Genomic DNA, 21,697 nt, shown 5'->3' with positions numbered 1-21,697 from the left:
CGTCGGGCCTGATGGGTGCTTGAACCGGATTTACATGCGGTGCAAGCAAATTTCTTTCAAGGCAGGTTCAAAAAAACGAGGGACAGACGGCGTCAGCGCCAGTCGCCGATCGTCGCCTGGAGCACGGCGAGCGCCGCGACCGCAGCCGTGTCGGCCCTGAGGATCCGCGGGCCGAGCGGGATCGCCGTCACGAAGGGAAGGCTTCCGAGCAGCGCCCGCTCCTCGTCGGAAAAGCCGCCCTCGGGACCGACGAGCAGCGCCAGCCTGCGCTCCTCGATCGCCGACAGCACCGGCAGCGGGTTCTGGCTGCCGTGGCCCTCGTCGCAGAAGACGATGCGGCGCTCCTGCGGCCAGCCGGCCAGCAGGTCTTCCAGCTTCCGGGGCGGCGCGACCGTCGGGATCGCCAGGATGCCGCATTGCTCGGCGGCCTCGACGGCGTTCGCCTGCAGCCGGTCGAGGCTGGCGATCTTGCCCTGCACATGCTGTGTCAGGACGGGCTGGAGCACGCCGGCGCCCATCTCCACCGCCTTCTGCACCAGATAGTCGAGCCGGCCGGTCTTCAGCGGAGCGAAGAGATAGTGGAGGTCGGAGGGTTTTGGCTGCGGCCGCGTCTCCTCGACCGGCGTCAGCGTCAGCCGCTTGCGCGTCGGGAAGGAGAGTTCCGCCCGCCACTCGCCGTCGCGCCCGTTGAAGATCAGCACGTTTCCGCCGTCCTCCATGCGCAGCACATTGGCGAGATAGTGGAAATGCTCCTTCGAGGCCTCGAACGCCCGGCCGGCGGCAAGGCCGTCCTCGACGAAAAGACGCTGCATGCGGTAGTTGGCGCGCATCGAAAACCCTCAGCCGAACAGGCCGCTCAGGACGAAGAACAGCACCGCCGCCAGCGCCGCCGTCACCGGCACGGTGATGATCCAGGCGGCGACGATGGTCATGAAATGCGAGCGGCGCACGAGGTAGCGGCGGCGCATCTCCTCGGAATTGTGCTCCTCCGGCTCCTCGGCGTCGGGCCGTCCGCCGCGGCGGCGGATGTAGTCCATGCGCCGCTTCGAATGGCGCGTGTACCATTCGCGGAAGAAGCCGACGCCGAAGACCGAGCCGACGGCGACATGGGTGGTGGAGACCGGCAGGCCGAGGGCCGCGGCGACGAGCACGGTCAGCGCCGTCGACAGCGCCACGCAGAAGGCCCGCATCGGGTTGAGCTTGGTGATCTGCTCGCCGACCAGCGCCACGAGGCGCGGCCCGTAGAGCAGGAGGCCGAGCGAGATGCCGAGCGCGCCGATCAGCATGACCCAGAAGGGCACGTCGAAGCCGGGCGTCATGTCGGCGACCTGGGCTGCGCGGACGATCGCCGCGAGCGGGCCGACGGCGTTCGAAACGTCGCTGGCGCCATGGGCGAAGGAGAGAAGCGCGGCCGAGAAGATCAGCGGGATGCGGAACAGCGTGCGCAGCGACTGGTTTCGGTTCTCCAGCCCCACCGACTGGCCCCGCACGACCGGAACGGCGCCGGCATAGGCGGCCGCCCCCGCGGCAAGGCCGATCAGGAGCGCGGTGCCAAGCCCGATCGCCATGACGTTGCCGAGGCCGATCGCCACGAGATAGGCGATGAAGCTGCCCGTCATCACCGCCACCAGCACCGGCACCCAGGTGCGGGCGGCGGCGATCTTGTCGTCGCGGTAGATGACCAGTTCCTTGATGACGAAGAGGGAGCCCGCCGCGATGACGCCGCCGAGCAGCGGCGAGACAACCCAGCTTGCGACGATCGCCGCCATGCCCGTCCAGTCGACCGAGGCCGTTCCCGCCGCGACGATCCCGGCGCCCATCACGCCGCCGACGATGGTGTGCGTGGTCGAGACGGGCGCGCCCATCCAGGTGGCGAGGTTGACCCACAGCGCCGCGGCGAGCAGTGCCGCCAGCATGACCCAGACGAGGATGTCCGGCGTCGGCAGGGCATCCGGGGTGATGATGCCCTCGGAGATCGTCTCGACCACCTTGCCGCCGGCGATCAGCGCGCCCGCCGTCTCGAAGACGGCCGCCATGACGAGCGCGCGCGCCATGGTCATCGCCCGCGAGCCGACGGCGGGGCTGACATTGTTGGCGACGTCGTTGGCGCCGATGTTCATCGCCATGTAGGCGGCGATGGCCGCCGCCGCGACGGTCACGACGGCCCCCGGCTGGTCGATCACGTAGACGCCGGAAAACAGCATGGCGAGCACGAGGAAGATCAGGCCGACGCCGGGCGCGACGAGGCTTCTCGAGACGAACTGCGCGGCCTCCTCGACCCGCGTCACCTTGTCGAGGTCCTTGTCCAGCGTGGGCTTGCCCAGCCGTGCCTGTGAATTCGCCATCGATTACGCTCCATCGTCCCGCTTGGGACTATCGCCGGGCGAGGGGAAGGGCAATATCGCGGGCAGGCCGCCCGTCGGCTTTTTTGCGGGCGATCAGTTTTTTCCGTCCGGCAGAATCGTGCGCTCGAAGGCCAGGATGAGCTCCTTGAGGCCGGGCTCCTGCACGCGCCGTGCGGCTTCCTCGCAGCTCACCCATTCGAGCTGCCGCTCGCTCTTCTCCGGGAAGTTCTTGCACAGGGTTTCCACCTCCAGCGCATAGACCTGCACCTTGCAGTCGATCTTCATGCCCTGGGCGATGCCCTTCTTGTACATGTAGTGGCCGATCGCCTCCGGATCCGTCCGGCCCTTGACGCCCGCCTCTTCCCAGGCCTCGCGCGCCGCCGCGTCGTGGGCCGCGCGGCCGGCCATCGGCCAGCCCTTGGGGATCACCCAGCGCCCGGTGTCGCGGCTGGTGATCAGCAGGATTTCCACCGCGCTCCGCTTCTTGCGCAGCCGGTAGCACAGCGCGCCGTACTGCACGCGGGCCGGCCGGCGGAACATCAGATGCACATCGCTGGCTATGCGGTGGAGGAGATTCACGTCCTTGTCTGTCCTTTCGGTCGAGCGGCGGCGACGCACGTGCGTTGTAGCGCATCTTGCTTGCGCAGGGTTTACGTTTCAAGCCCGCGCTGCTTGAGGCGCAGCCGGGAAATGCGCTGCCATTCGCCGGTCCGCTCGGCCTCCCGGATGGCAACGGCGATGTAGTCCATATGGTTCCGCGCCGCCGCCTTCGCCGCCGCCCCGTCGCCGGCCATGATGGCGGCATGGATCGCCTCGTGCTGGAGGAGCAGCTGAAGCCGCGCCGGCTCGGACGAGAAGACGAGGTGGCGGTGGAAGAAGATGCCCTGGGCGAGCAGCCGGTAGCAGGCGCGCAGCGTGTGCAGCAGCACGATGTTGTGCGCCGCCTCGCCGATGGCGTTGTGGAACTCCACGTCGGCGGCGAGCTCCGCCTCGAAGGAGCCGCTCTCGTGGGCGGTGCGCATCGCCTCGACGATGCGCGTCAGCATCCGCCGGTCGTATTCGGTTGCGCGGCCCGCCGCCATCTCCGCGGTGATGCCCTCGAGCTCGCGCCGGTACTCGACGTAATCCGCCGTCGCCTGCGGGTGGCGGGCGATGAGCTCGACCAACGGGCGGGAGAAGATCTCGCCGATGATGTCGGCGACATAGGTGCCGCCGCCCTGGCGGCTGACGAGGAGGCCGCGCGCCTCCAGTTCCTTCAGCGCCTCGCGCAGGATCGGCCGCGAGACGTCGAGGCGGCGCGCCAGCTCCCGTTCCCCCGGCAGCCGGTCGCCGTCGCGCAGCACCCCCTCCAGAAGCAGGAGCTCGATCTGCCGCACGACCTCGTCGGCGGTGCGGCTGTGGCTGATGCGGGCGAAGAGGTCGAAGGCGGTGTCGGTCACGGCGGCAAGACTAGCAAGCGGAGGCGAAACTGGTCAAGAATCTTGGCCACTCGAAACCTGTGTGCCTGCGTCAATGCGTCCTATCTTCACGGCACTGACATTTGTTAAGAAAGTGCTGTTGCAGCACGAGGGGGACGGTGCACGCATGGCCAAGGGCAGTTTCGCCTTTCCGCAGGCGACGACGCGCGCGCAGGCGCTCGGCGAGATCCACGCGAGACCCTATGCGCTGGTGCCGTCGCCGCGCGTCATCTTCCAGCTCGCCTTCCTCACCGACGGCGGCTCGGCGGTCGACCACGCCGTGATGGCGGAACTGTCGCGCTCGCGCGGCATATCGCCGCCCGGCCGCGACGCCAGCCACCACGCGCTGAGCTGGGGGCAGGGGACGCTGCGCTGGGAGCGGCACACGGAATTCTCCACCTATTTCTGGGACGCGCCGGCACCCGAGCGCTTCGGCGGCGATGTGCCGGTCCATCCCTTCGGCGACAGTTTTGCGCCGCCCGGCACGCTGATCTCCGGCATCCGCCTGGAGATCCGTCCCGACACGGAAGAGACGCGCGAGGCGATCTCCGTCTTCGACCCGACGAGCCTCTGCTACAGCGAGGTCAAGGGCGGCCAGGCGGCGATCCTCACCGACTTCCGCCAGAACGGCGACGGGCTGACGCAGATCCTCGTCATCGACCGCGGCATGACGGAGGCCGGGCGCGGCGCGCTGGTGCAGCGCCTGCTCGACATCGAGACCTACCGCACGCTCGCGATGATGGGCTTGCCGCTGGCGCAGTCGCTCTCGCCGGACATCCGCCGCATCGAGGACGGGCTGACCGGCATCACCAACGCGATGAAGCTTGAGGCCCGCGACCATGCCGACACGCTGCTCACCGAGATCACCCGTCTCGCCGCCGAGCTGGAGGCGAACGCCGCGCTCTCGCTTTACCGCTTCGGCGCGAGCCGCGCCTATTACGGCATCGTCCAGGAGCGCATCCGCACGCTCGCCGAGACGGCGATGCCCGGCTACGAGACGCTCGGCTTCTTCCTCGAACGGCGGCTGGCGCCCGCCATGCGCACCTGCCAGTCGGTGGAGGAGCGGCAGGCGAACCTGTCGCGAAAGCTCGCCCGCGCCACCGCGCTGCTGAGAAGCTGGATCGACGTGGAACTGGAGAAGCTCAACACGACGCTGCTCAACTCGATGGACCGGCGCGCGCGGCTGCAGCTTCGCCTGCAGCAGACCGTCGAGGGCCTGTCGGTCGCGGCGATCTCCTATTATGTCGTCGGCCTGTTCGGCTACGTGGCGAAGGCCGCGAACGGGCTCGGCGTGCCGGTGAAGCCCGAGACGCTGACCGGCATCGCCGTCCCCTTCGTCATCGCCGGCATGTGGCTGCTCGTCCGCGCCATCCGCAAGCGCCATGCGGACGAGGACCGGCATTGAGGGAATGATCGCAAGTCCCTCTCATCCTCCGGGACCTTCTCCCCGCTGGGGAGAAGGGGACTTCCAGCGGCGCCATGTCCTCCTTCTCCCCAGCGGGGAGAAGGTGGCCCGAAGGGCCGGATGAGGGGGCTCACCGCTCCCAATAGGGCAGCGGCCCGTACAGCTCGGCGAGGTAGTCGATGAAGAGGCGCACCTTGACCGGCAGGAACTGCCGGCTCGGATAGACCGCCGAGAGCACGACGTTGCGCGAGCCCTCGTAGCCCGGCAGCACCTGCACGAGCCGGCCGTCCTTCAGCTCCGCCCCGACGTCCCAGGTCGAGCGTAGGGCGATCCCCATGCCGCAGAGCACCGCCTCGCGGATGACCTCGCTCGAATTGGTGACGAGCGGCCCGGTCGGCTTGTGGACGACGCTGCCGTCCGGTCCCTCTAGCCGCCAGACGTCCTGCGTGTGCTGCGGCAGGCAGACATGGGCGGCGAGATCGTCGAGCGTCCCCGGCGTGCCGTGCTTTTCGAGATAGCCGGGCGTGGCGCAGAGCACCCGGCGCACCGGCGCCAGCCGCCGCGCCACCAGCGAGGAATCGCTGAGCTCGCCGATGCGGATGGCGAGGTCGAAGCCGCCGCCGACGATGTCGGAGAACTCGTCGGTCAGCACGATATTGAGCGTCAGCTCCGGATGGGCGTCCATGAAGCCCTTGAGATGCGGGGCGATGTGCATGCGGCCGAAGGAGGTGGGGGCGGAGACGCGCAGCGTCCCGCGCGCCGCGCCGGAGCGGCCGGAGACGAAGGCCTCCGCCTCCTCGATGCCGGCGAGCACGCCGACGATGCGCTCGTAAAAACCCTGTCCCGCCTCCGTCAGCGAGATCTGCCGCGTGGTGCGCTGCAGGAGCCGCGTGCCGAGCCGCTCCTCCAGCCGCTTCACCCGCTTGGAGACGACGGCGGGCGAGAGCCCCAGCGCGCGGCCGGCCGCCGACATGCTGCCGGTGGAAATGACGCGGGAGAAGATTTCGAGATCGCCCAGATTGGTCACAAGCCGCGCCCATTGTTGCCGAAGGGGAGAAGATGCTTAGCATTTGCCTCGCTTTTGCGGAAGTGGTAAAGAAAAAAGACCAGTCAGGCAGGAGGGCCCGCACGATGGATCAGATCGGTTTCCTGGCGCCGCGTCCGGCGGTCCTCGCGCGCCGCCGCGAGATCGTCGCCGACCTTCTCGACCTCATGCCGCCCGGCTGTCTCGTCCATGAGGAGCGCGAGCTCGTGCCCTTCGAGACGGATGCCTTCGTCTCCTATCGCCGCCTGCCGCTCGCCGTCGCCCTGCCGGAGACGACGGCTGAGGTCGCCGCCGTGCTGAAATACTGTCATCGCTACGGCGTGCCCGTCGTGCCGCGCGGCGCGGGCACCTCGCTTGCCGGCGGGGCGATCCCGCAGGAGGATGCGGTGGTGCTCGGCCTCTCGAAGATGTCGCGCATCCTGGAGGTCGACTATGCCAACCGCACGGCGACGGTGCAGGCGGGCGTCACCAATCTCTCCATTTCGGATGCCGTCTCCGCCGACGGCTATTTCTATGCGCCCGACCCGAGCTCGCAGCTCGCCTGCACGATCGGCGGCAATATCGGCATGAATTCCGGCGGCGCCCATTGCCTGAAATACGGCGTGACGACCAACAACCTGCTCGGCGTCAAGCTGGTTCTGATCGACGGCACGGTGGTGGAGCTCGGCGGCAAGGCCCTCGATGCCGGCGGGCTCGATCTCCTCGGCCTCGTCTGCGGCGGCGAGGGCCAGCTCGGCGTCGTCACCGAGGCGACGGTGCGCCTCATCGCCAGGCCCGAGGGCGCGCGCCCCGTGCTCTTCGGCTTCGACTCGTCGGAGGACGCGGGCGCCTGCGTCGCCGACGTCATTGGCGCCGGCATCATCCCGGTCGCCATCGAGTTCATGGACAAGCCGGCGATCGAGATCTGCGAGGCCTTTGCCCAGGCCGGCTATCCGATGGACGTCGAGGCGCTCTTGATCGTCGAGGTCGAGGGTTCGGATGCCGAGATGGACGCGATGCTCGGAAAGATCATCGAGATCGCCGGCCGCCACGGCGTCAGGGTCGTCAAGGAAAGCCAGTCGGCGACGGAGGCGGCGCTGATCTGGAAGGGCCGCAAGTCCGCCTTCGGCGCCACCGGCCGCATCGCCGACTATATCTGCATGGACGGCACGGTGCCACTCGGCCAGCTGTCGCATGTGCTGCGCGGCACGGCGGAGATCGTCGCGAAATACGGCCTGCGCGTCGCCAACGTCTTCCACGCCGGCGACGGCAACATGCATCCGCTCATCCTCTTCAACGCCAACGACCCGGAGGACGCCGCCCGCGCGGAAGCCGCCGGCAACGATATCCTCAAGCTCTGCGTCGACGCCGGCGGCTGCCTTACCGGCGAGCACGGCGTCGGCGTCGAGAAGCGCGACCTGATGCGCCATCAATATGCCGAGGTCGACCTCGCCCAGCAGATGGCCGTGCGCGCCGCCTTCGATCCGCAATGGCTGCTCAACCCGTCCAAGGTCTTTCCGCTCGAAGGGCGCCCCGCCGCATGACCGCCGTCCACGAACCGCTCTCCGAGGAGGCCGCCGCCCGCCTTGTCCAGGTCGCGAGCCTATCCTCCGCCCGCTTCGTCATCCGCGGCGGCGGCACGCGCAGCCTCTTCTCTCCGCCCGAAGGGACGGAGGCGCTCTCCACCCGCGCGCTCGCCGGCATCACCGCCTACAATCCGGCCGAGATGACGATGACGGCGCGGTCCGGCACGCCGCTTGCCGAGATCGAGGCGGCGCTCGCCGAAAAGCGGCAGATGCTCGCCTTCGAGCCCACCGACCTCAAGGCGCTGACCGGCGCTGAGGGCGCCTCCACCATCGGCGGCGTCTTCGCAACCAACGCCTCCGGCCCGCGCCGCTTCGTGGCGGGGGCGGCGCGCGACAGCCTGCTCGGCGTGCGCTTCGTCAACGGCTGCGGCGAGATCGTCAAGGCCGGCGGCCGGGTGATGAAGAACGTCACCGGCCTCGACCTCGCCAAGGTGCTCGCCGGCTCGCACGGCTCGCTGGCGCTCGTCACCGAAGTCACCTTCCGCGTCCTGCCGGTGCCGGAGACCGCTGCCACCGTCGTCGTCTCAGGCCTCAACGACGCCGAGGCCGCCGCCGCCATGGCGACGGCGATGGCGCTGCCGGTCGAGGTGTCGGGGGCGGCGCACCTGCCCGAGAGCGTGCGCGGTCGCTTCGCCGGCGGCGCGCTGCCGGGCGAGGGGGCCGCGACGGTGCTGCGCCTCGAAGGGCTCGCCGCCTCCGTCGCCGTGCGGCAGGAGAAGCTCGCCGCGGAACTCGCCGCCTTCGGCCCGGTCTCCGTCCTCGACGCGGAGACGACGAAAGCGCTCTGGCGCGAGATCCGCGACGCTGCTCCCTATGCCGACGGCACGGCGCGGCCGCTCTGGCGCGTCTCCGTCGCCCCGACCATGGGCCACCAGCTCGTCGCGGCACTGCGCCTCGAAACCGGCGTCGACGCCTTCTACGACTGGCAGGGCGGCCTCCTCTGGCTGCGCATGGAGGCCGATCCCGAGGCAGCCCTCCTGCGCCGCTACGTCAAGGCGCTCGGCGGCGGCCATGCGACGCTCGTCCGGGCACGGCCGGAGGTGCTGGCCGCGACGCCGGTCTTCGAGCCGCAGGCCGAGGCGGTCGCGGCGCTGAGCGCGCAGGTGAAGGCGAGCTTCGACCCTTCGGGGGTCTTCGTGTCGCGGATGGTGGGGTGATGTCGATGTTTGAAGCCAGCAGTTGCCCCCCTCTGCCCTGCCGGGCATCTCCCCCTCAAGGGGGGAGATCGGCAAGACGTGAAACCCTCGCTCGAATTGCACCGTCCAAGAGGGGCGGGAGGGCGCTTCATCCAATCTCCCCCCCTGAGGGGGAGATGCCCGGCAGGGCAGAGGGGGGTGCCGCTCGCGCCGTCCCAGTCCGCAACAGGGATGCCCGCTGATGCAGACCAACTTCACCCCCGAACAACTCGCCGACCCCCATGTCGCGACGTCCGAAAAAATCCTCCGCAAATGCGTGCATTGCGGCTTCTGCACCGCGACCTGCCCGACCTACGTCACGCTCGGCAACGAGCTCGACAGCCCGCGCGGCCGCATCTACCTCATCAAGGACATGCTGGAGAACGGCCGGCCCGCCGACGAGCAGGTCGTCACCCATATCGACCGCTGCCTCTCCTGCCTCGCCTGCATGACGACCTGTCCCTCCGGCGTCGACTACATGCACCTCGTCGACCATGCCCGCGCCCATATCGAGGAGACCTATCGCCGCCCGTTCTGGAACCGGATGACGCGGAACCTGCTCGCCGCCGTGCTGCCTTATCCGCGCCGCTTCCGCCTGGCGCTTAGGGCGGCAAGCCTCGGCCGGCCCTTCGCGGGCCTCCTCAGGCGGGTGAAGCCGCTCGAACCCTTCGCCGCCATGCTCGATCTCGCACCCAGCCGCCTGCCGGCGCCGTCGCCGGCTGCACGGCCGGGCACCCATCCGGCGGCCGGTCCCCGCAGGGCGCGCGTCGCCATCCTCACCGGCTGCGCCCAGCCGGTGCTGAAGCCGGAGATCAACGAGGCGACGATCCGCCTGCTCACCCGCCTCGGCGTCGAGGTGGTGGCGCCGGCGGGCGAGGTCTGCTGCGGCTCGCTGGTCCATCACATGGGCCGCGAGGGTGAGGCGCTGGAGGCCGCGCGAAAAAATGTCGACGTCTGGCTCCGGGAGATCGAGGCGGGCGGCCTCGACGCCATCATCGTCACGGCGTCCGGCTGCGGCACGACGATCAAGGACTACGGCTTCATGCTGCGCCTCGACCCGGCCTATGCGGAGAAGGCCGCGCGGGTCTCGGCGCTGGCGAAGGACGTGACGGAATTCCTGTCGACGCTCGACCTGCCGCAGCAGGCGGCGAGGGGGATGACGGTCGCCTATCACTCCGCCTGCTCGATGCAGCATGGCCAGAAGATCACCATGGCGCCGAAGATCCTGCTGAAGAAGGCGGGCTTCACCGTGCGCGATCCGGCGGAAGGCCACCTCTGTTGCGGCTCCGCCGGCACCTACAACATCATGCAGCCGGAGATTTCCCGGAAGCTCAAGGCGCGCAAGGTGAAGAACATCGCCGCGACGAAGCCGGACGTGATCGCCACCGGCAACATCGGCTGCATCACGCAGATCGCCACCGGCACGGACATCCCGATCCTGCACACGGTGGAGCTCCTCGACTGGGCCTATGGCGGAAGGAAGCCGGACATGCTTTCCTGAGGCCACCCCGCAACGGAGCCTCCCATGCGCATCCTGCCGCTCTGCCTCGCCCTCGTCGCCTCGCCGGCCTACGCCACCGACGGCTTCGGCTGCACGGCGAAGGACGGGAACCTCGCCTTCACCGCCGAGGCCGGCTTCAGCTACTCGATCGGCGGCGGCCTCCTGAACTTCCGCGGCGAGCTGGCGCTGCCCGCCGGCCTCGCGCCGCAGGGGCTGGAAAATGTCGCGCTCGAACCCTCCCACCTCGCGCATGACTGGCTCTACGACGGCGAGCTGCGCCTGCTCGTCCATGCCGAGACCGGCGGCGACCTGCCCTTCGCTTCCGCCGACCTGGTGGTGATGACGAAGGCGACGGAGGACGAGACGGCCTATGCCGGCGACTACACGCTGATCCTCTACCGTGCGGACGGCGACGGCGAGCCGCTGCGCCGGACGGGCAGGGTCACCTGCTCGGTCGGCTGAAGACGACGATGCCGGCGCGGGGCCGGCATCGTCTGTCTTCCTGGCGCAGGCTCAGCCGCCGAACAGCGAGCCGAAGAAGTCCATGCCGCGGTCGTCGAAGCTCACCTTGCCGTGCTTGTTGCCGGGGCCGACGACGATGACCTTGGTGCCGATGCCGGCGCGGGCATAGAGGTGCTCCACGTCCTTGTTCATCATGCGGATGCAGCCGGACGACATGTTCTGGCCGATCGTCCAGGGCTGGTTCGTGCCGTGGATGCGGAAGATCGTGTCGCGGCCGCCCTTGAAGAGGTAGAGCGCGCGGGCGCCGAGCGGATTGTCCTCGCCGCCGGGCTGGTAGGCGGGCAGGATGCGGCCCTTCTTCGCCTCGCGGCGGCGCATCTCGGCGGGCGGCGTCCAGCCCGGCCATTCCTCCTTGCGCCCGACCTTCACCACGCCGGACCAGCCGAAGCCCTCGCGGCCGACGCCGATGCCGTAGCGCGTCGCCCGGTTCTTGCTCTCGACATAGTAGAGGAACTTGTTGTTCGTATCGACGATGATGGTGCCCGGCGCCTCGTCGGTGACGAGGCGGACCTTCTGGCGCTTGTACTTCGCCGCAACCTGCTTCTTCGACTGCGTGGCGACGAGCGTCACGTCGGACGTCGTGCCCATGCCCTGCGTCACGCCGGGAAAGGCGCTCGCCGAGGTCGCGGGCAGGGCCGTCGTGACGGCGACCGCCGCAGCCAGCAGGATCGATGCGTATGTCCGCATGCTGTTCCCCTCTCTCACTCTCGATACGCGAAGGCTAGCCGAGTCTTGACCGATTGCAAGACCGGCTGCCCAGGGTAAGACGATCGTGAAGGCGGATTTGTTCGGCCCGTGCCTAGATGACGATGACTTTCGTGCCGACGTTCACGCGCTCGTAGAGGTCGACGACGTCCTCGTTGCGCATGCGGATGCAGCCGGAGGAGACCGCATAGCCGATCGTCCAGGGCGCATTGGTGCCGTGGATGCGGTAGAGCGTCGAGCCGAGATACATGGCGCGCGAGCCGAGCGGGTTGTCCGGCCCGCCTTCCATGCGGGCGGGCAGGTAGTGGCCCTTGGCCGCCTCGCGCGCGATCATCTCCTTCGGCGGCACCCAGTCCGGCCACTCGGCCTTGCGGGTGATCTTGTGCGTGCCGGCCCATTCGAAGCCCGGCTTGCCGACGCCGACGCCGTAGCGCCGCGCCTTGCCGTCCGCCATCACCAGGTAGAGGAAGCGGTTGTTGGTGTCGATGACGATGGTGCCCGGCTTGTACCCGCTCTCGTAGGAGACGATCTGCGGCAGGTACATCGGGTCGATCTTCGAGCGCACCGGCCTTTCCGCCCGGACGGCGGCGACGCGCTCGATGCGCGCGGCGCCGTCGCGTTTCAGGACGCGGCGCTGCTCAACGCGCTGCCGCTCGACGATGCGCCGCGTCGTGACGGCCGGCCGCACGCCCTCGCCGGTGAGCTGCATCACCCAGGGCGCGGAGAGATCGGGGCTGATGATGATCGGCGGCCGGTTCATGTACCGGTCGTTGGCCCCAGCCGCGGTGGAGGCAAGAAGGAGGCTCGTGGCCAGGAGAAATCGTATCGACATCGGACGTACTCGCTACTGATCGTCGCCGGATCGCGCCGCGGGAACGAAGGGAACGGCGCAGGTTCGCGGAAATGCTTGCACCGCGCGGCCAAGCGAAAGGTAAACGCCCGTTCATGAAACTTGTCCGGCGCCGATAAAGTAACGGGTAGGGTTATTGCCGGCTTTCCAAAGCTGGTTGATATATGGTAAATGAGAACAAAAGGGAAACGGAGACGCATATGACCGAGAGGGGACTTCTCGCAGGCGAGGACGGGCGCGACCGCTGCGCCTGGCACGGCAATCTCGACGACTACCGCCGCTACCACGACGCCGAATGGGGCCGGCCGGTGACGGACGACCGCCGCCTGTTCGAGAAGATCTGCCTGGAAGGCTTCCAGTCGGGCCTCTCCTGGCTCACCATCCTGCGCAAGCGCGAGGGTTTCCGCGCCGCCTTCGCCGGCTTCGACTTCGACCGCGTCGCCGCCTTCGGCGAGGAGGACGTCGCCCGCTGCCTCGCCGATCCCGGCATCGTCCGCCATCGCGGCAAGATCGTCTCGACCATTAACAACGCGCGCCGCGCCTGCGAGCTGCGCGACGAGTTCGGCTCGCTCGCCCGCTATTTCTGGCGCTACGAGCCCGGCCCGGAGGACCGCCCCGCCCGCGTCGACTGGGACACGCTCGTCGCCAACCCGACGACGCCCGTCTCCGTGCGCCTGTCGAAGGACCTGAAGAAGCGCGGCTGGACCTTCGTCGGCCCGACGACCGTCTACGCCTTCATGCAGGCCATGGGCCTCGTCAACGACCATGTCGAGGGCTGCTTCTGCCGCGAGGAGGTGGAGCGGGAGCGGGCGGCCTTCGCGCGTCCGTGATTTATGCATTCGTCATAAATAAATGTTTGAATTTGCAACGAATCATGTAACGTAGGCTCAAGCGGCGGTTTCAGACATTGAAGTTTTCGGTTGGGTGCGTGCGTTTCTCGCGGCATGCCGCTTGATGCTGAATGATTTGGCACGAGGGGATCATGGCGCCAGAGACGTCGGTGCGCGACAATGTCCGCATAGAGGAGTGGGCCTGCGACAAGGCTCAGGAGATCATGCTGCGGGAGGGGTTCCGCCTCATCCGCTCCGCCCGAAACGGCACCAATACCGAAATCCGCGAGACGAGCCTGATGATGGCCCGCGCCATCGCCGCCTCGCTGATGGACGCCTCGCGGCCGCGGCACGCGGGCGAGTAGCGGCAGGCTCCTGGCGTTGGCGTTGGCTCTCCTGGCGGGGAGGGTGCCGATATGCCGGCTGCCCCTCATCCGGCCTGCCGGCCGCCTTCTCCCCGCAGGCGGGGAGAAGGAGATTTGCCGCACCGGTTTCCCCGGCCGATGACCGTTCGCAGGGCAGGCCCCTCTCCGCGCTTGCGGGGCGAGGGGCAAAGCTGGAGGCGATGGCCCTGCCGGCGGGCCAGCGGGGAGGACGGGGCATGTCGCGCGTGCGGCTCCCTACCGGCCGTTCTTCTCCAGCCACTCCCGCATCATCCGGATCTCGCCCTCCTGCGCGGCGATGATCTCCTCGGCGAGCTTGCGCAGCGCCGGGTCCTTGCCGAATTCGAGCTCGACGCGCGCCATGTCGATCGCGCCCTGGTGGTGGGCGATCATGCCGCGCACGAAGTCGACGTCGGCATCGCCCGTGTAGTCGATGGCCATGCCCTCGTGCATGCGGGCGTTGGCCTCGGCGAAGGCCGTGCTCGACGGGCTTTCCGCGCCCGCGGCTGCGCCGTGGCCCTGGTGGGCATCCTCGGCAAGGGCCGGGACGGCGAGGGCGAGGGCCGCCAGCGCGGCGAGAAGCGTCTTTCTGTTCATCATCGTCTTGCTCCAATCCTGAAAAGGCCGTTCCGGCAAAAGGGATAGCGGCCGGGCGGAAAATTGGAAGGAGGCATTTCGGCGCGCCTTGCCGCCCGCCCCCCAATCCGCTAGGGAAACCCCCAACGGACATACAGGACTTTCGGGCATCCGATGAGCGAGAAACAGAAGAAACCGCAGAAGCTGAAGGCCCGCCTGCCGCGCGGCTTCGTCGACCGCGACGCCGCCGACATCCGCGCCGTCGCCGAGATGACGGCGAAGATCCGCGAGGTCTACGAGCGCTACGGCTTCGACCCGGTCGAGACGCCGCTGTTCGAATATACCGACGCGCTCGGAAAATTCCTGCCCGATGCCGACCGGCCGAACGAGGGCGTCTTCTCGCTGCAGGACGACGACGAGCAGTGGATGAGCCTGCGCTACGACCTGACGGCCCCGCTCGCCCGCCACGTCGCGGAGCGTTTCAACGAGATCCAGCTTCCCTACCGCACCTATCGCGCCGGCTACGTCTTCCGCAACGAGAAGCCCGGCCCCGGCCGCTTCCGCCAGTTCATGCAGTTCGACGCCGACACGGTCGGCGCCGCCGGCGTGCAGGCGGACGCCGAGATGTGCATGATGATGGCCGACACGATGGAAGCGCTCGGCATCGCCCGCGGCGACTACGTCATCCGCGTCAACAACCGCAAGGTCCTCGACGGCGTGATGGAGGCGATCGGCCTTGCCGGCGAGGCGAACGCCAATGCGCGCCTGACCGTGCTGCGCGCCATCGACAAGCTCGACAAGTTCGGTCCCGACGGCGTGCGCCTGCTGCTCGGGCCGGGCCGCAAGGACGAAAGCGGCGACTTCACCAAGGGCGCCGGCCTCTTCGAAGAGCAGATCGACAAGGTGCTCTTCTTCGTCGGCATCAAGGATTATGCCGCAAGCGCGGCCGATCTCGCCGCGCTCGTTTCCGGCAGCGCCCGCGGCGGCGAGGGCGTGGAGGAGCTGAACCAGATCGGCCATCTCGTCGCCTCGGCCGGCTACGGACCGGACCGCATCAAGATCGACCCCTCCGTGGTCCGCGGCCTCGAATATTACACCGGCCCGGTCTTCGAGGCCGAGCTGCAGTTCGCCGTCACCAACGAGAAGGGCGAGAAGGTCGTCTTCGGTTCGGTCGGCGGCGGCGGGCGCTATGACGGGCTCGTCTCCCGCTTCATGGGCCAGCCGGTGCCGGCGACGGGCTTCTCCATCGGCGTCTCGCGGCTGATGACGGCGCTGAAGAACCTCGGCAAGCTCGGGCAGGACGAGGTGCTCGCGCCGGTGGTCGTCTGCGTCATGGACCGCGACATCGACAGCCTCGGCCGCTACCAGCGCTTCACGCAGGAGCTGCGCAACGCCGGCATCCGCGCTGAGATGTACCAGGGCAATCCGAAGAACTTCGGCAACCAGCTCAAATATGCCGACCGCCGCGGCGCCCCGCTCGCCGTCATCCAGGGCGGCAACGAGCGCGCCGAGGGCATCGTCCAGGTCAAGGACCTGATCGAGGGCAAGCGGCTCTCCGGCGAGATCGAGGACAACGCCGCCTGGCGCGAGGCCCGCGTGGCGCAGGTCTCCGTGCCCGAGGCCGACCTCGTGGCGAAGGTGCGCGAGATGCTCGCCGCGCAGGCGGAAGACCGGGCGCGCAATGCCTGACGCATCGCTGGCCCCCTCATCCGGCCTTCGGCCACCTTCTCCCCGACGGGGAGAAGGAGATGATCGCCGACCTCTCGTTTTCCCCTTCTCCCCGTCGGGGAGAAGGTGCCGGCAGGCGGATGAGGGGGCTATCTCCCCATGCCCCTGACCAACCTGCCGCCCTTCGCCGCCGATCTCGTCGCCGATCTCGAATCGCTCGGCACCGAGCGCGTCGACACGCCGGTGATCCAGCCGGCGGAGCCGTTTCTCGACATGGCGGGCGAGGACCTGCGCCGCCGCATCTTCATGACGGAGAGCGAGACGGGCAAGAGCCTCTGCCTGCGCCCGGAATTCACCATCCCCGTGTGCCTGCGCCACATCGAGACGGCGACCGGCACGCCGAAGCGCTATGCCTATCTCGGGGAGGTCTTCCGCCAGCGCCGCGAGGGCGCGAACGAGTTCTACCAGGCCGGCATCGAGGACCTGGGCGAGCCCGACGCCGCCCGCGCCGACGCCCGCGCCGTCCATGACGCGCTGCACGTCCTTGCCAACCGCCTGCCGGGCGTGCCGCTCGCCGTCACCCTCGGCGACCAGTCGGTGTTCGAGGCGGTGGTGGCAGCCTGCGGCCTGCCGGCCGGCTGGCAGAAGCGGCTGGTGCACGCCTTCGGCAACCAGGAGCGGCTCTCCCGGCTGATCGCCGATCTCTCCTCGCCGGAGCCTTCCGGCGTCTTCGGCCCGGAGGTCGAGCGCCTCGCCATCCTCGGCAAGCTCGACGACGAGGCGGCCCTTGCCGCCCATATCGACGCGACGATGGAGGCGACCGGCTATTCCACCAATGCGAGCCGCAGCCCGGTCGAGATCGCAAGGCGCCTGCGCGAGAAGATCGAGCTCGCCAGCACCCGCCTCGATGCCCGCACGCTGTCGCTGCTCACCGGCTTCCTGTCGCTGGAGCTGACGCTCGCCGAGGCGCCGGCGGCCCTCGCCGCCTTCGCCGGCAAGGCGGGGCTGGCGCTCGACGACGCGCTCGCCCGTTTCGATGCCCGCGTCGCGGCGCTCTCGGACGCGGGCGTCGACGCGGCGGCGATCACCTACCGCGCCGCCTTCGGTCGCCCGCTCGACTACTATACCGGCCTCGTCTTCGAGGTGACGCCGAAGGGCGACCCGGCGGTGCTCGCCGGCGGCGGCCGCTTCGACCGGCTGCTGACGCTGCTCGGTGCTACGGACCGCATCCCTGCCGTCGGCTTCGCGCTCTGGCTCGACCGTATCGCGGCGGCTGAGCGAGGTGCGGCATGACGATCACCATCGGCCTGCCCTCGAAGGGGCGCATGAAGGAGGACGCCTCGGCGATCCTCGCCCGCGCCGGCCTTCCCGTCGTCGCCGTCGGCAACGACCGCTCCTATCGCGGCCGCGTCGAGGGGCGCGACGACATCGAGATCGCCTTCCTCTCGGCCTCGGAGATCTCCCGCGAGATCGGCAACGGCACGATCGATTTCGGCGTCACCGGCGAGGATCTCGTGCGCGAGGGGCTCGCGGAGGCGGATGCGCGGGTGGAGTTCTGCGCCCGGCTCGGCTTCGGCCATGCCGACGTCGTCGTCGCCGTGCCGGAGATCTGGCTCGACGTCGACACCATGGCCGATCTCGGCGACGTCGCCGCCGATTTCCGCGCCCGCCACGGCCGTCGGCTCACCATCGCCACGAAATACTGGCGGCTGACGCAGCAGTTCTTCTCCGGCAACCATGGCATCCAGCTCTACCGCATCGTCGAGAGCCTCGGCGCCACCGAGGGCGCGCCCGCCTCCGGCTCCGCCGACATCATCGTCGACATCACCTCGACGGGGGCGACGCTGACGGCCAACCACCTGAAGATCCTCACCGACGGCGTGATCCTGAAATCCGAGGCCTGCCTCGTGCGCGCCCGCAAGGAAGCGCATGCCGGCGACCCGGTCGTCACCGATATCGTCGGGCGCGTGCGGGACACGTTGAGGTGAGCGAGGCGGAGCGCATCGCCGGCCTCTACGAACGCCATGCCGCCGCCTTCGATCGGCTCCGCGGCCGCACCCTCGTCGAAAGGCCCTGGCTCGACCGCTTCGCCGCGCCGCTCGCTCCGGGCGCCCCCGTCCTCGATCTCGGCTGCGGCTCCGGCGAGCCCCTGGCCGCCGACCTCATCGCGCGCGGCTTGCGCGTCACCGGCGTCGACACCTCCGGAACGCTGATCGGCCTCTGCCGGGCGCGCCATCCGCAGGCGACCTGGCACGTCGCCGACATGCGCCGCTTCGCGGCCGAAGAAACCTTCGCCGGTATCCTCGCGTGGCACAGCTTCTTCCATCTCGCGCATGACGACCAGCGGGCGATGTTCCCGCGCTTCGCGGCGCTGGCGGACGCGGGCGCGATGCTGATGTTCACCTCCGGCCCGTCGCACGGCGTCGCCGTCGGCCGCTTCGAGGGCGAGCCGCTCTATCATGCGAGCCTCGACGCCGCGGAGTACCGCGCGCTTCTCGCGGAGAACGGCTTTGCCGTCGTCGACCACGTGGCGGAGGACCCGGACTGTGGCGGCGCGACCGTCTGGCTCGCCCGAAAGGCCGGCTGATCGTCGCTTGCGGCGGTCGCTTCCCGCGCCTATATGCGGAAGCGACGACAGAAGGAGCCCGCCTTGTCCGACCTTTCCGCCTTCCCCATCACCAAGAAATGGCCCGCGAAGAACCCCGACGTGATCCAGCTCTATTCGCTGGCGACGCCGAACGGCGTGAAGGTGGCGATCGCGCTCGAGGAACTGGGCCTGCCCTACGAGGTCCACCGCGTCGATTTCGGCGCCAACGAGCAGAAGTCGCCGGAATTCGTCTCGCTCAACCCGAACGGCCGCATTCCGGCGATCATCGATCCCGACGGCCCGGGCGGCAGGCCGATCGGCCTGTTCGAGTCGGGCGCGATCCTCCTCTACCTCGCCGAGAAGACCGGCCGCCTCATCCCCGCCGACCCGGCCGCCCGCTACGAGACGATCGCCTGGGTGATGTTCCAGATGGGCGGCATCGGCCCGATGTTCGGCCAGTTCGGCCATTTCCACAAGTTCGCCGCCGACAAGGTCGCCGACAATCCCTATCCGGTGGAGCGCTACCGCGACGAGGCGCGGCGCCTGCTCTCGGTGCTGGAGGGCCGCCTGAAGGACCGCGAATGGATCATGGGCGAGGAGCACACCATCGCCGACATCACCACCTATCCCTGGGTGCGCGGCGCCGACGTCTTCTACGGCGGGCGCGAGGCGCTCGGCTACAAGGATTTCCCCGCCGTCATGGCCTGGCTGGAGCGCTGCCTCGCCCGTCCGGCGGCGGTGAAGGGCCTTGCCGTCCCCGCCGATCCCTGACGCAAACGAAGAACCGGGCGACGCCGGCGCGCGTTGACGCAGGCATCGCCGCCGCGCTACCTCTCGTGAAAACAGGGAGCCATTCGTGACCGGAAGACTGGTTGTTGCGGGCGGCGGCCAGGCCGCATTCGCCCTTGTCGCCAAACTGCGCGCGCTGAAGGACATGCGGCCGATCACCATCGTCTCCGCCGAGGCGAGCCATCCCTACCAGCGCCCGCCGCTCTCCAAGAAATACCTGCTCGGCGAGGCCGATCTCGACCGGCTGATGTTCCGCCCGGAGAACTGGTACCCGGAAAACGACGTGGAGATGCGCCTGTCGACGGAGATCGTCGCCATCGACCGGGCGGAGAAGACCGTGACGCTCGGCGACGGTTCGACGCTCGCCTACGAATACCTGGCGCTCGCCACCGGCGCGGCGCCCCGGCGCCTGCCGGCCGAGATCGGCGGCGACCTTGACGGCGTCTTCACCGTGCGCGACTACCGCGACGCCGACCGGCTCGGCATCGAGATGCAGGAGGGCCGGCGCGCGCTGGTCGTCGGCGGCGGCTATATCGGGCTGGAGGCGGCGGCGGTCGCCCGCGGGCGAGGGCTGCACGTCACCGTCATCGAGATGGCCGAGCGCATCCTCGCCCGCGTCGCCTCGCCGGCGACCGCGACCATCCTGAAGGCGATCCACAGCGCGCGCGGCGTCGACATCCGCGAGAAGACCGGCCTCGTGCGGCTGATCGGCGAGAACGGCCGGGTAACGGGCGCGGAACTGTCCGACGGCTTCGTGCTGCCGGTCGACCTCGTGATCGTCGGCATCGGCGTCGCGGCGAACGACAGGCTCGCCCGCGAGGCGGGGCTGGAGGTCGCCGGCGGCATCGTCGTCGACGATCGCGCGCGCACCTCCGATCCCTCGATCTTCGCGATCGGCGACTGCACGGTCCTGCCCTTCGAGGGCCGGCGCGTGCGGCTGGAATCGGTGCAGAACGCCGTCGACCAGGCGGAGGCGGCCGCCACCGTCATCGCCGGCGGCGATGCGCCCTATGTGCCGAAACCGTGGTTCTGGTCCGACCAGTACGACGTCAAGCTGCAGATCGCCGGCTTCTGCCAGGGCTTCGACGAGACGGTCGTGCGTCCCGGCCAGCGCGATGGCAGCGTCTCCGTGTGGTATTTCCGCGAGGGCCGTCTCATCGCCGTCGACGCGGTCAACGACGCCAAGGCCTATGTGGTCGGCAAGAAGTTGATCGAGATGGGCCGCACGCCCGACCGCGCGGTAATCGAGGATCCGCAGTCGGACCTGAAGGCGCTGGCGCTGTAGGGGCTACTGCCGCTGGAAACGCCGGCCCTCGAGATCGACCTGGAAGCGCGGCATGATGAAGACGCCGATGATCGATCCCGCATAGCGGTCCTCGAGGCCCGTCGATTCACCGATGCAGAACACCGGCTGGCCCGGCGTGCCTTCTGTATGGATCGTCGTGGAGAAGCAGAAGGACGAGGAGGAGGAGGCCGCCTGCTCGAACAGTTCGAGCAGGAAGGGACGGTCCCGCGGCTCGTAACAGCGGATCAGGCTCAGGAGGCCGCAGGTGCGCTGCTGCAGGCCGTGGGCGAGCGTGGCCTTCTCGCCGAGCGTGAAGAGACCGTTGGAAAGGTCGCCGCTCCAGCGTTCCGTCACGCAGTATTGCGTCAGCATCTCGTTGTCCGAGGCGCCGAACTCCATCGACCCCGGCAGGAACGGCGAGGAAAGATCAGTCTTGGTAATCTTGAACACCTGTGTCCCCAGGCCCCATCTCTCTTGAACGTTTCCGGCCGGCCCCGAACGGTTCCGTCGGCGCGCATTCCGAAAGCGTGCCGGCGGGTATCCGCCGGAATCTGCCCGATATACTGAACTGCGCCCGGCCCCTTTGGGGATCGGACGCATAACCGCTGTGACTGCTGAAGGCCGCCTGGTTCCGCCGGCGGATTGCTTGAAGATTGCAAAGGCAGGGACTGCGCCTCGGCGCAGGCGCCACGCCGCGAACCGTTCCGGTCTGCCTTCGAACCCCGACGTGAATCTTAAAGTTCACTTGCGGCGCCTTTATAGTTGCTTTTTTTGCGGCAGCAACGGTTTTTTGGAAATTATTGTACAATCGGAAAATTATTTCACCTGTTTTTGCGGCGTGCATAAAGTCATGACCTCCACCAGAGGTGGAGGTTTGAAACGCTGCGCTTGAACCGCTAGAAGCGGTTTTGTTATAAGTTAGTAGCTACGATTAAAGAGGTCGGCAAAGTCGGAAGCTTTGTCGGCCTTTTCCTGATTACGGATATAACGTCTGACGACCTGCTGATCA

At 68.7% G+C, this 21,697-nt stretch carries 22 protein-coding genes and 1 pseudogene; 13 read left to right on the top strand and 10 right to left on the bottom strand.

The window, feature by feature from the left end; translation table 11 throughout:
* Positions 1–92: 92 nt before the first annotated feature.
* The 4 genes from NNZ72_RS00110 to NNZ72_RS00095 all read right to left on the bottom strand — a co-directional run bounded on the left by NNZ72_RS00110 (position 93) and on the right by NNZ72_RS00095 (position 3,784).
* The gene (locus tag NNZ72_RS00110; RefSeq protein ID WP_257310827.1) at positions 93–830 is read right to left on the bottom strand and encodes a 16S rRNA (uracil(1498)-N(3))-methyltransferase; all 738 of its coding nucleotides are present in this window, start codon (positions 828–830) and stop codon (positions 93–95) included.
* A gap of 9 nt (positions 831–839) precedes the next feature.
* Positions 840–2,345: an inorganic phosphate transporter gene (locus NNZ72_RS00105; protein WP_257310823.1), complete on the bottom strand. Its 1,506-nt coding sequence runs from the start codon at positions 2,343–2,345 to the stop codon at positions 840–842.
* 93 nt (positions 2,346–2,438) lie between these two features.
* Positions 2,439–2,924 (bottom strand): NUDIX hydrolase, encoded by a 486-nt coding sequence (locus NNZ72_RS00100; RefSeq protein WP_257310820.1) that lies wholly within the window; start codon positions 2,922–2,924, stop codon positions 2,439–2,441.
* 71 nt (positions 2,925–2,995) lie between these two features.
* Positions 2,996–3,784, bottom strand: a complete 789-nt coding sequence (locus NNZ72_RS00095; protein ID WP_257310817.1) for an FCD domain-containing protein — start codon at positions 3,782–3,784, stop codon at positions 2,996–2,998.
* Positions 3,785–3,929: 145 nt separating this feature from the next.
* Between NNZ72_RS00095 and NNZ72_RS00090 the strand changes: the two genes are divergently transcribed.
* Positions 3,930–5,207, top strand: coding sequence for a DUF3422 family protein (locus NNZ72_RS00090; protein ID WP_257310815.1), 1,278 nt, complete (start codon positions 3,930–3,932; stop codon positions 5,205–5,207).
* A 130-nt stretch (positions 5,208–5,337) separates the two neighbouring features.
* On the opposite strand, the gene NNZ72_RS00085 is transcribed toward NNZ72_RS00090, so the two are convergent.
* A complete protein-coding gene (locus tag NNZ72_RS00085) occupies positions 5,338–6,234 on the bottom strand; it encodes a LysR family transcriptional regulator (RefSeq protein ID WP_257310813.1) in 897 nt (298 codons plus the stop codon).
* A 104-nt stretch (positions 6,235–6,338) separates the two neighbouring features.
* Here NNZ72_RS00085 and NNZ72_RS00080 point away from each other — a divergent pair, with 104 nt between their 5' ends.
* The 4 genes from NNZ72_RS00080 (at position 6,339) to NNZ72_RS00065 (ending at position 10,955) form a co-directional block, all read left to right on the top strand.
* A complete protein-coding gene (locus tag NNZ72_RS00080; protein ID WP_257310810.1) occupies positions 6,339–7,775 on the top strand; it encodes an FAD-linked oxidase C-terminal domain-containing protein in 1,437 nt (478 codons plus the stop codon).
* Positions 7,772–8,974 carry an FAD-binding protein gene (locus NNZ72_RS00075; RefSeq protein ID WP_257310807.1) on the top strand — a complete coding sequence of 401 codons (1,203 nt, stop codon included), beginning with the start codon at positions 7,772–7,774 and terminating at the stop codon, positions 8,972–8,974. Before NNZ72_RS00080 ends, NNZ72_RS00075 begins: the two co-directional genes overlap by 4 nt.
* 220 nt (positions 8,975–9,194) lie before the next feature.
* Complete coding sequence (gene glcF / locus NNZ72_RS00070) at positions 9,195–10,493, top strand: glycolate oxidase subunit GlcF (protein ID WP_257310804.1); 1,299 nt, start codon at positions 9,195–9,197, stop codon at positions 10,491–10,493.
* Between the two features lie 24 nt (positions 10,494–10,517).
* A complete protein-coding gene (locus NNZ72_RS00065; RefSeq protein WP_257310802.1) occupies positions 10,518–10,955 on the top strand; it encodes a hypothetical protein in 438 nt (145 codons plus the stop codon).
* 51 nt (positions 10,956–11,006) lie between these two features.
* On the opposite strand, the gene NNZ72_RS00060 is transcribed toward NNZ72_RS00065, so the two are convergent.
* Positions 11,007–11,702, bottom strand: a complete 696-nt coding sequence (locus tag NNZ72_RS00060) for a L,D-transpeptidase (protein ID WP_257310799.1) — start codon at positions 11,700–11,702, stop codon at positions 11,007–11,009.
* 112 nt (positions 11,703–11,814) lie between these two features.
* A complete protein-coding gene (locus tag NNZ72_RS00055; protein WP_257310798.1) occupies positions 11,815–12,552 on the bottom strand; it encodes a L,D-transpeptidase in 738 nt (245 codons plus the stop codon).
* 218 nt (positions 12,553–12,770) lie between these two features.
* Between NNZ72_RS00055 and NNZ72_RS00050 the strand changes: the two genes are divergently transcribed.
* Together NNZ72_RS00050 and NNZ72_RS00045 are read left to right on the top strand one after the other, a co-directional pair.
* Positions 12,771–13,400 carry a DNA-3-methyladenine glycosylase I gene (locus NNZ72_RS00050; RefSeq protein ID WP_257310796.1) on the top strand — a complete coding sequence of 210 codons (630 nt, stop codon included), beginning with the start codon at positions 12,771–12,773 and terminating at the stop codon, positions 13,398–13,400.
* A gap of 152 nt (positions 13,401–13,552) precedes the next feature.
* Positions 13,553–13,765, top strand: a complete 213-nt coding sequence (locus NNZ72_RS00045; RefSeq protein ID WP_257310794.1) for a hypothetical protein — start codon at positions 13,553–13,555, stop codon at positions 13,763–13,765.
* A gap of 255 nt (positions 13,766–14,020) precedes the next feature.
* Here NNZ72_RS00045 and copM read toward each other — a convergent pair whose 3' ends face one another.
* A complete protein-coding gene (gene copM / locus NNZ72_RS00040; protein ID WP_257311609.1) occupies positions 14,021–14,380 on the bottom strand; it encodes a CopM family metallochaperone in 360 nt (119 codons plus the stop codon).
* Positions 14,381–14,533: 153 nt separating this feature from the next.
* On the opposite strand from copM, the gene hisS reads away from it, so the two are divergent.
* The 6 genes from hisS (at position 14,534) to NNZ72_RS00010 (ending at position 20,688) form a co-directional block, all read left to right on the top strand.
* Positions 14,534–16,048, top strand: coding sequence for a histidine--tRNA ligase (gene hisS, locus NNZ72_RS00035; protein ID WP_257310790.1), 1,515 nt, complete (start codon positions 14,534–14,536; stop codon positions 16,046–16,048).
* A gap of 138 nt (positions 16,049–16,186) precedes the next feature.
* Positions 16,187–17,320, top strand: a complete 1,134-nt coding sequence (locus NNZ72_RS00030) for an ATP phosphoribosyltransferase regulatory subunit (RefSeq protein ID WP_257310788.1) — start codon at positions 16,187–16,189, stop codon at positions 17,318–17,320.
* The gene (hisG, locus tag NNZ72_RS00025) at positions 17,317–18,015 is read left to right on the top strand and encodes an ATP phosphoribosyltransferase (RefSeq protein WP_257310785.1); all 699 of its coding nucleotides are present in this window, start codon (positions 17,317–17,319) and stop codon (positions 18,013–18,015) included. The genes NNZ72_RS00030 and hisG overlap by 4 nt, the downstream gene beginning before the upstream one ends.
* Positions 18,012–18,614, top strand: a complete 603-nt coding sequence (locus NNZ72_RS00020) for a class I SAM-dependent DNA methyltransferase (RefSeq protein ID WP_257310782.1) — start codon at positions 18,012–18,014, stop codon at positions 18,612–18,614. The genes hisG and NNZ72_RS00020 overlap by 4 nt, the downstream gene beginning before the upstream one ends.
* A gap of 63 nt (positions 18,615–18,677) precedes the next feature.
* Positions 18,678–19,385: a glutathione binding-like protein gene (locus tag NNZ72_RS00015; RefSeq protein WP_257310780.1), complete on the top strand. Its 708-nt coding sequence runs from the start codon at positions 18,678–18,680 to the stop codon at positions 19,383–19,385.
* An 85-nt stretch (positions 19,386–19,470) separates the two neighbouring features.
* Complete coding sequence (locus NNZ72_RS00010; RefSeq protein WP_257310777.1) at positions 19,471–20,688, top strand: NAD(P)/FAD-dependent oxidoreductase; 1,218 nt, start codon at positions 19,471–19,473, stop codon at positions 20,686–20,688.
* 3 nt (positions 20,689–20,691) lie between these two features.
* On the opposite strand, the gene NNZ72_RS00005 is transcribed toward NNZ72_RS00010, so the two are convergent.
* Together NNZ72_RS00005 and NNZ72_RS25575 are read right to left on the bottom strand one after the other, a co-directional pair.
* Positions 20,692–21,138, bottom strand: coding sequence for a hypothetical protein (locus NNZ72_RS00005; RefSeq protein WP_257310775.1), 447 nt, complete (start codon positions 21,136–21,138; stop codon positions 20,692–20,694).
* A gap of 468 nt (positions 21,139–21,606) precedes the next feature.
* Positions 21,607–21,697: pseudogene (locus tag NNZ72_RS25575) on the bottom strand (IS200/IS605 family transposase); the annotation flags it as partial.

Source organism: Shinella pollutisoli (assembly GCF_024609765.1).
Taxonomy (GTDB): domain Bacteria; phylum Pseudomonadota; class Alphaproteobacteria; order Rhizobiales; family Rhizobiaceae; genus Shinella; species Shinella pollutisoli.
This window is presented reverse-complemented; position numbering and strand designations above follow the sequence as displayed.

Coding starts and splice junctions, on each gene's coding strand:
- NNZ72_RS00110 (WP_257310827.1), bottom strand. CDS start 830: ATGCGCGCCAACTACCGCATGCAGCGTCTTTTCGTCGAGGACGGCCTT.
- NNZ72_RS00105 (WP_257310823.1), bottom strand. CDS start 2,345: ATGGCGAATTCACAGGCACGGCTGGGCAAGCCCACGCTGGACAAGGAC.
- NNZ72_RS00090 (WP_257310815.1), top strand. CDS start 3,930: ATGGCCAAGGGCAGTTTCGCCTTTCCGCAGGCGACGACGCGCGCGCAG.
- NNZ72_RS00080 (WP_257310810.1), top strand. CDS start 6,339: ATGGATCAGATCGGTTTCCTGGCGCCGCGTCCGGCGGTCCTCGCGCGC.
- NNZ72_RS00075 (WP_257310807.1), top strand. CDS start 7,772: ATGACCGCCGTCCACGAACCGCTCTCCGAGGAGGCCGCCGCCCGCCTT.
- glcF (WP_257310804.1), top strand. CDS start 9,195: ATGCAGACCAACTTCACCCCCGAACAACTCGCCGACCCCCATGTCGCG.
- NNZ72_RS00065 (WP_257310802.1), top strand. CDS start 10,518: ATGCGCATCCTGCCGCTCTGCCTCGCCCTCGTCGCCTCGCCGGCCTAC.
- NNZ72_RS00060 (WP_257310799.1), bottom strand. CDS start 11,702: ATGCGGACATACGCATCGATCCTGCTGGCTGCGGCGGTCGCCGTCACG.
- NNZ72_RS00055 (WP_257310798.1), bottom strand. CDS start 12,552: ATGTCGATACGATTTCTCCTGGCCACGAGCCTCCTTCTTGCCTCCACC.
- NNZ72_RS00050 (WP_257310796.1), top strand. CDS start 12,771: ATGACCGAGAGGGGACTTCTCGCAGGCGAGGACGGGCGCGACCGCTGC.
- NNZ72_RS00045 (WP_257310794.1), top strand. CDS start 13,553: ATGGCGCCAGAGACGTCGGTGCGCGACAATGTCCGCATAGAGGAGTGG.
- copM (WP_257311609.1), bottom strand. CDS start 14,380: ATGAACAGAAAGACGCTTCTCGCCGCGCTGGCGGCCCTCGCCCTCGCC.
- hisS (WP_257310790.1), top strand. CDS start 14,534: ATGAGCGAGAAACAGAAGAAACCGCAGAAGCTGAAGGCCCGCCTGCCG.
- NNZ72_RS00030 (WP_257310788.1), top strand. CDS start 16,187: ATGCCCCTGACCAACCTGCCGCCCTTCGCCGCCGATCTCGTCGCCGAT.
- hisG (WP_257310785.1), top strand. CDS start 17,317: ATGACGATCACCATCGGCCTGCCCTCGAAGGGGCGCATGAAGGAGGAC.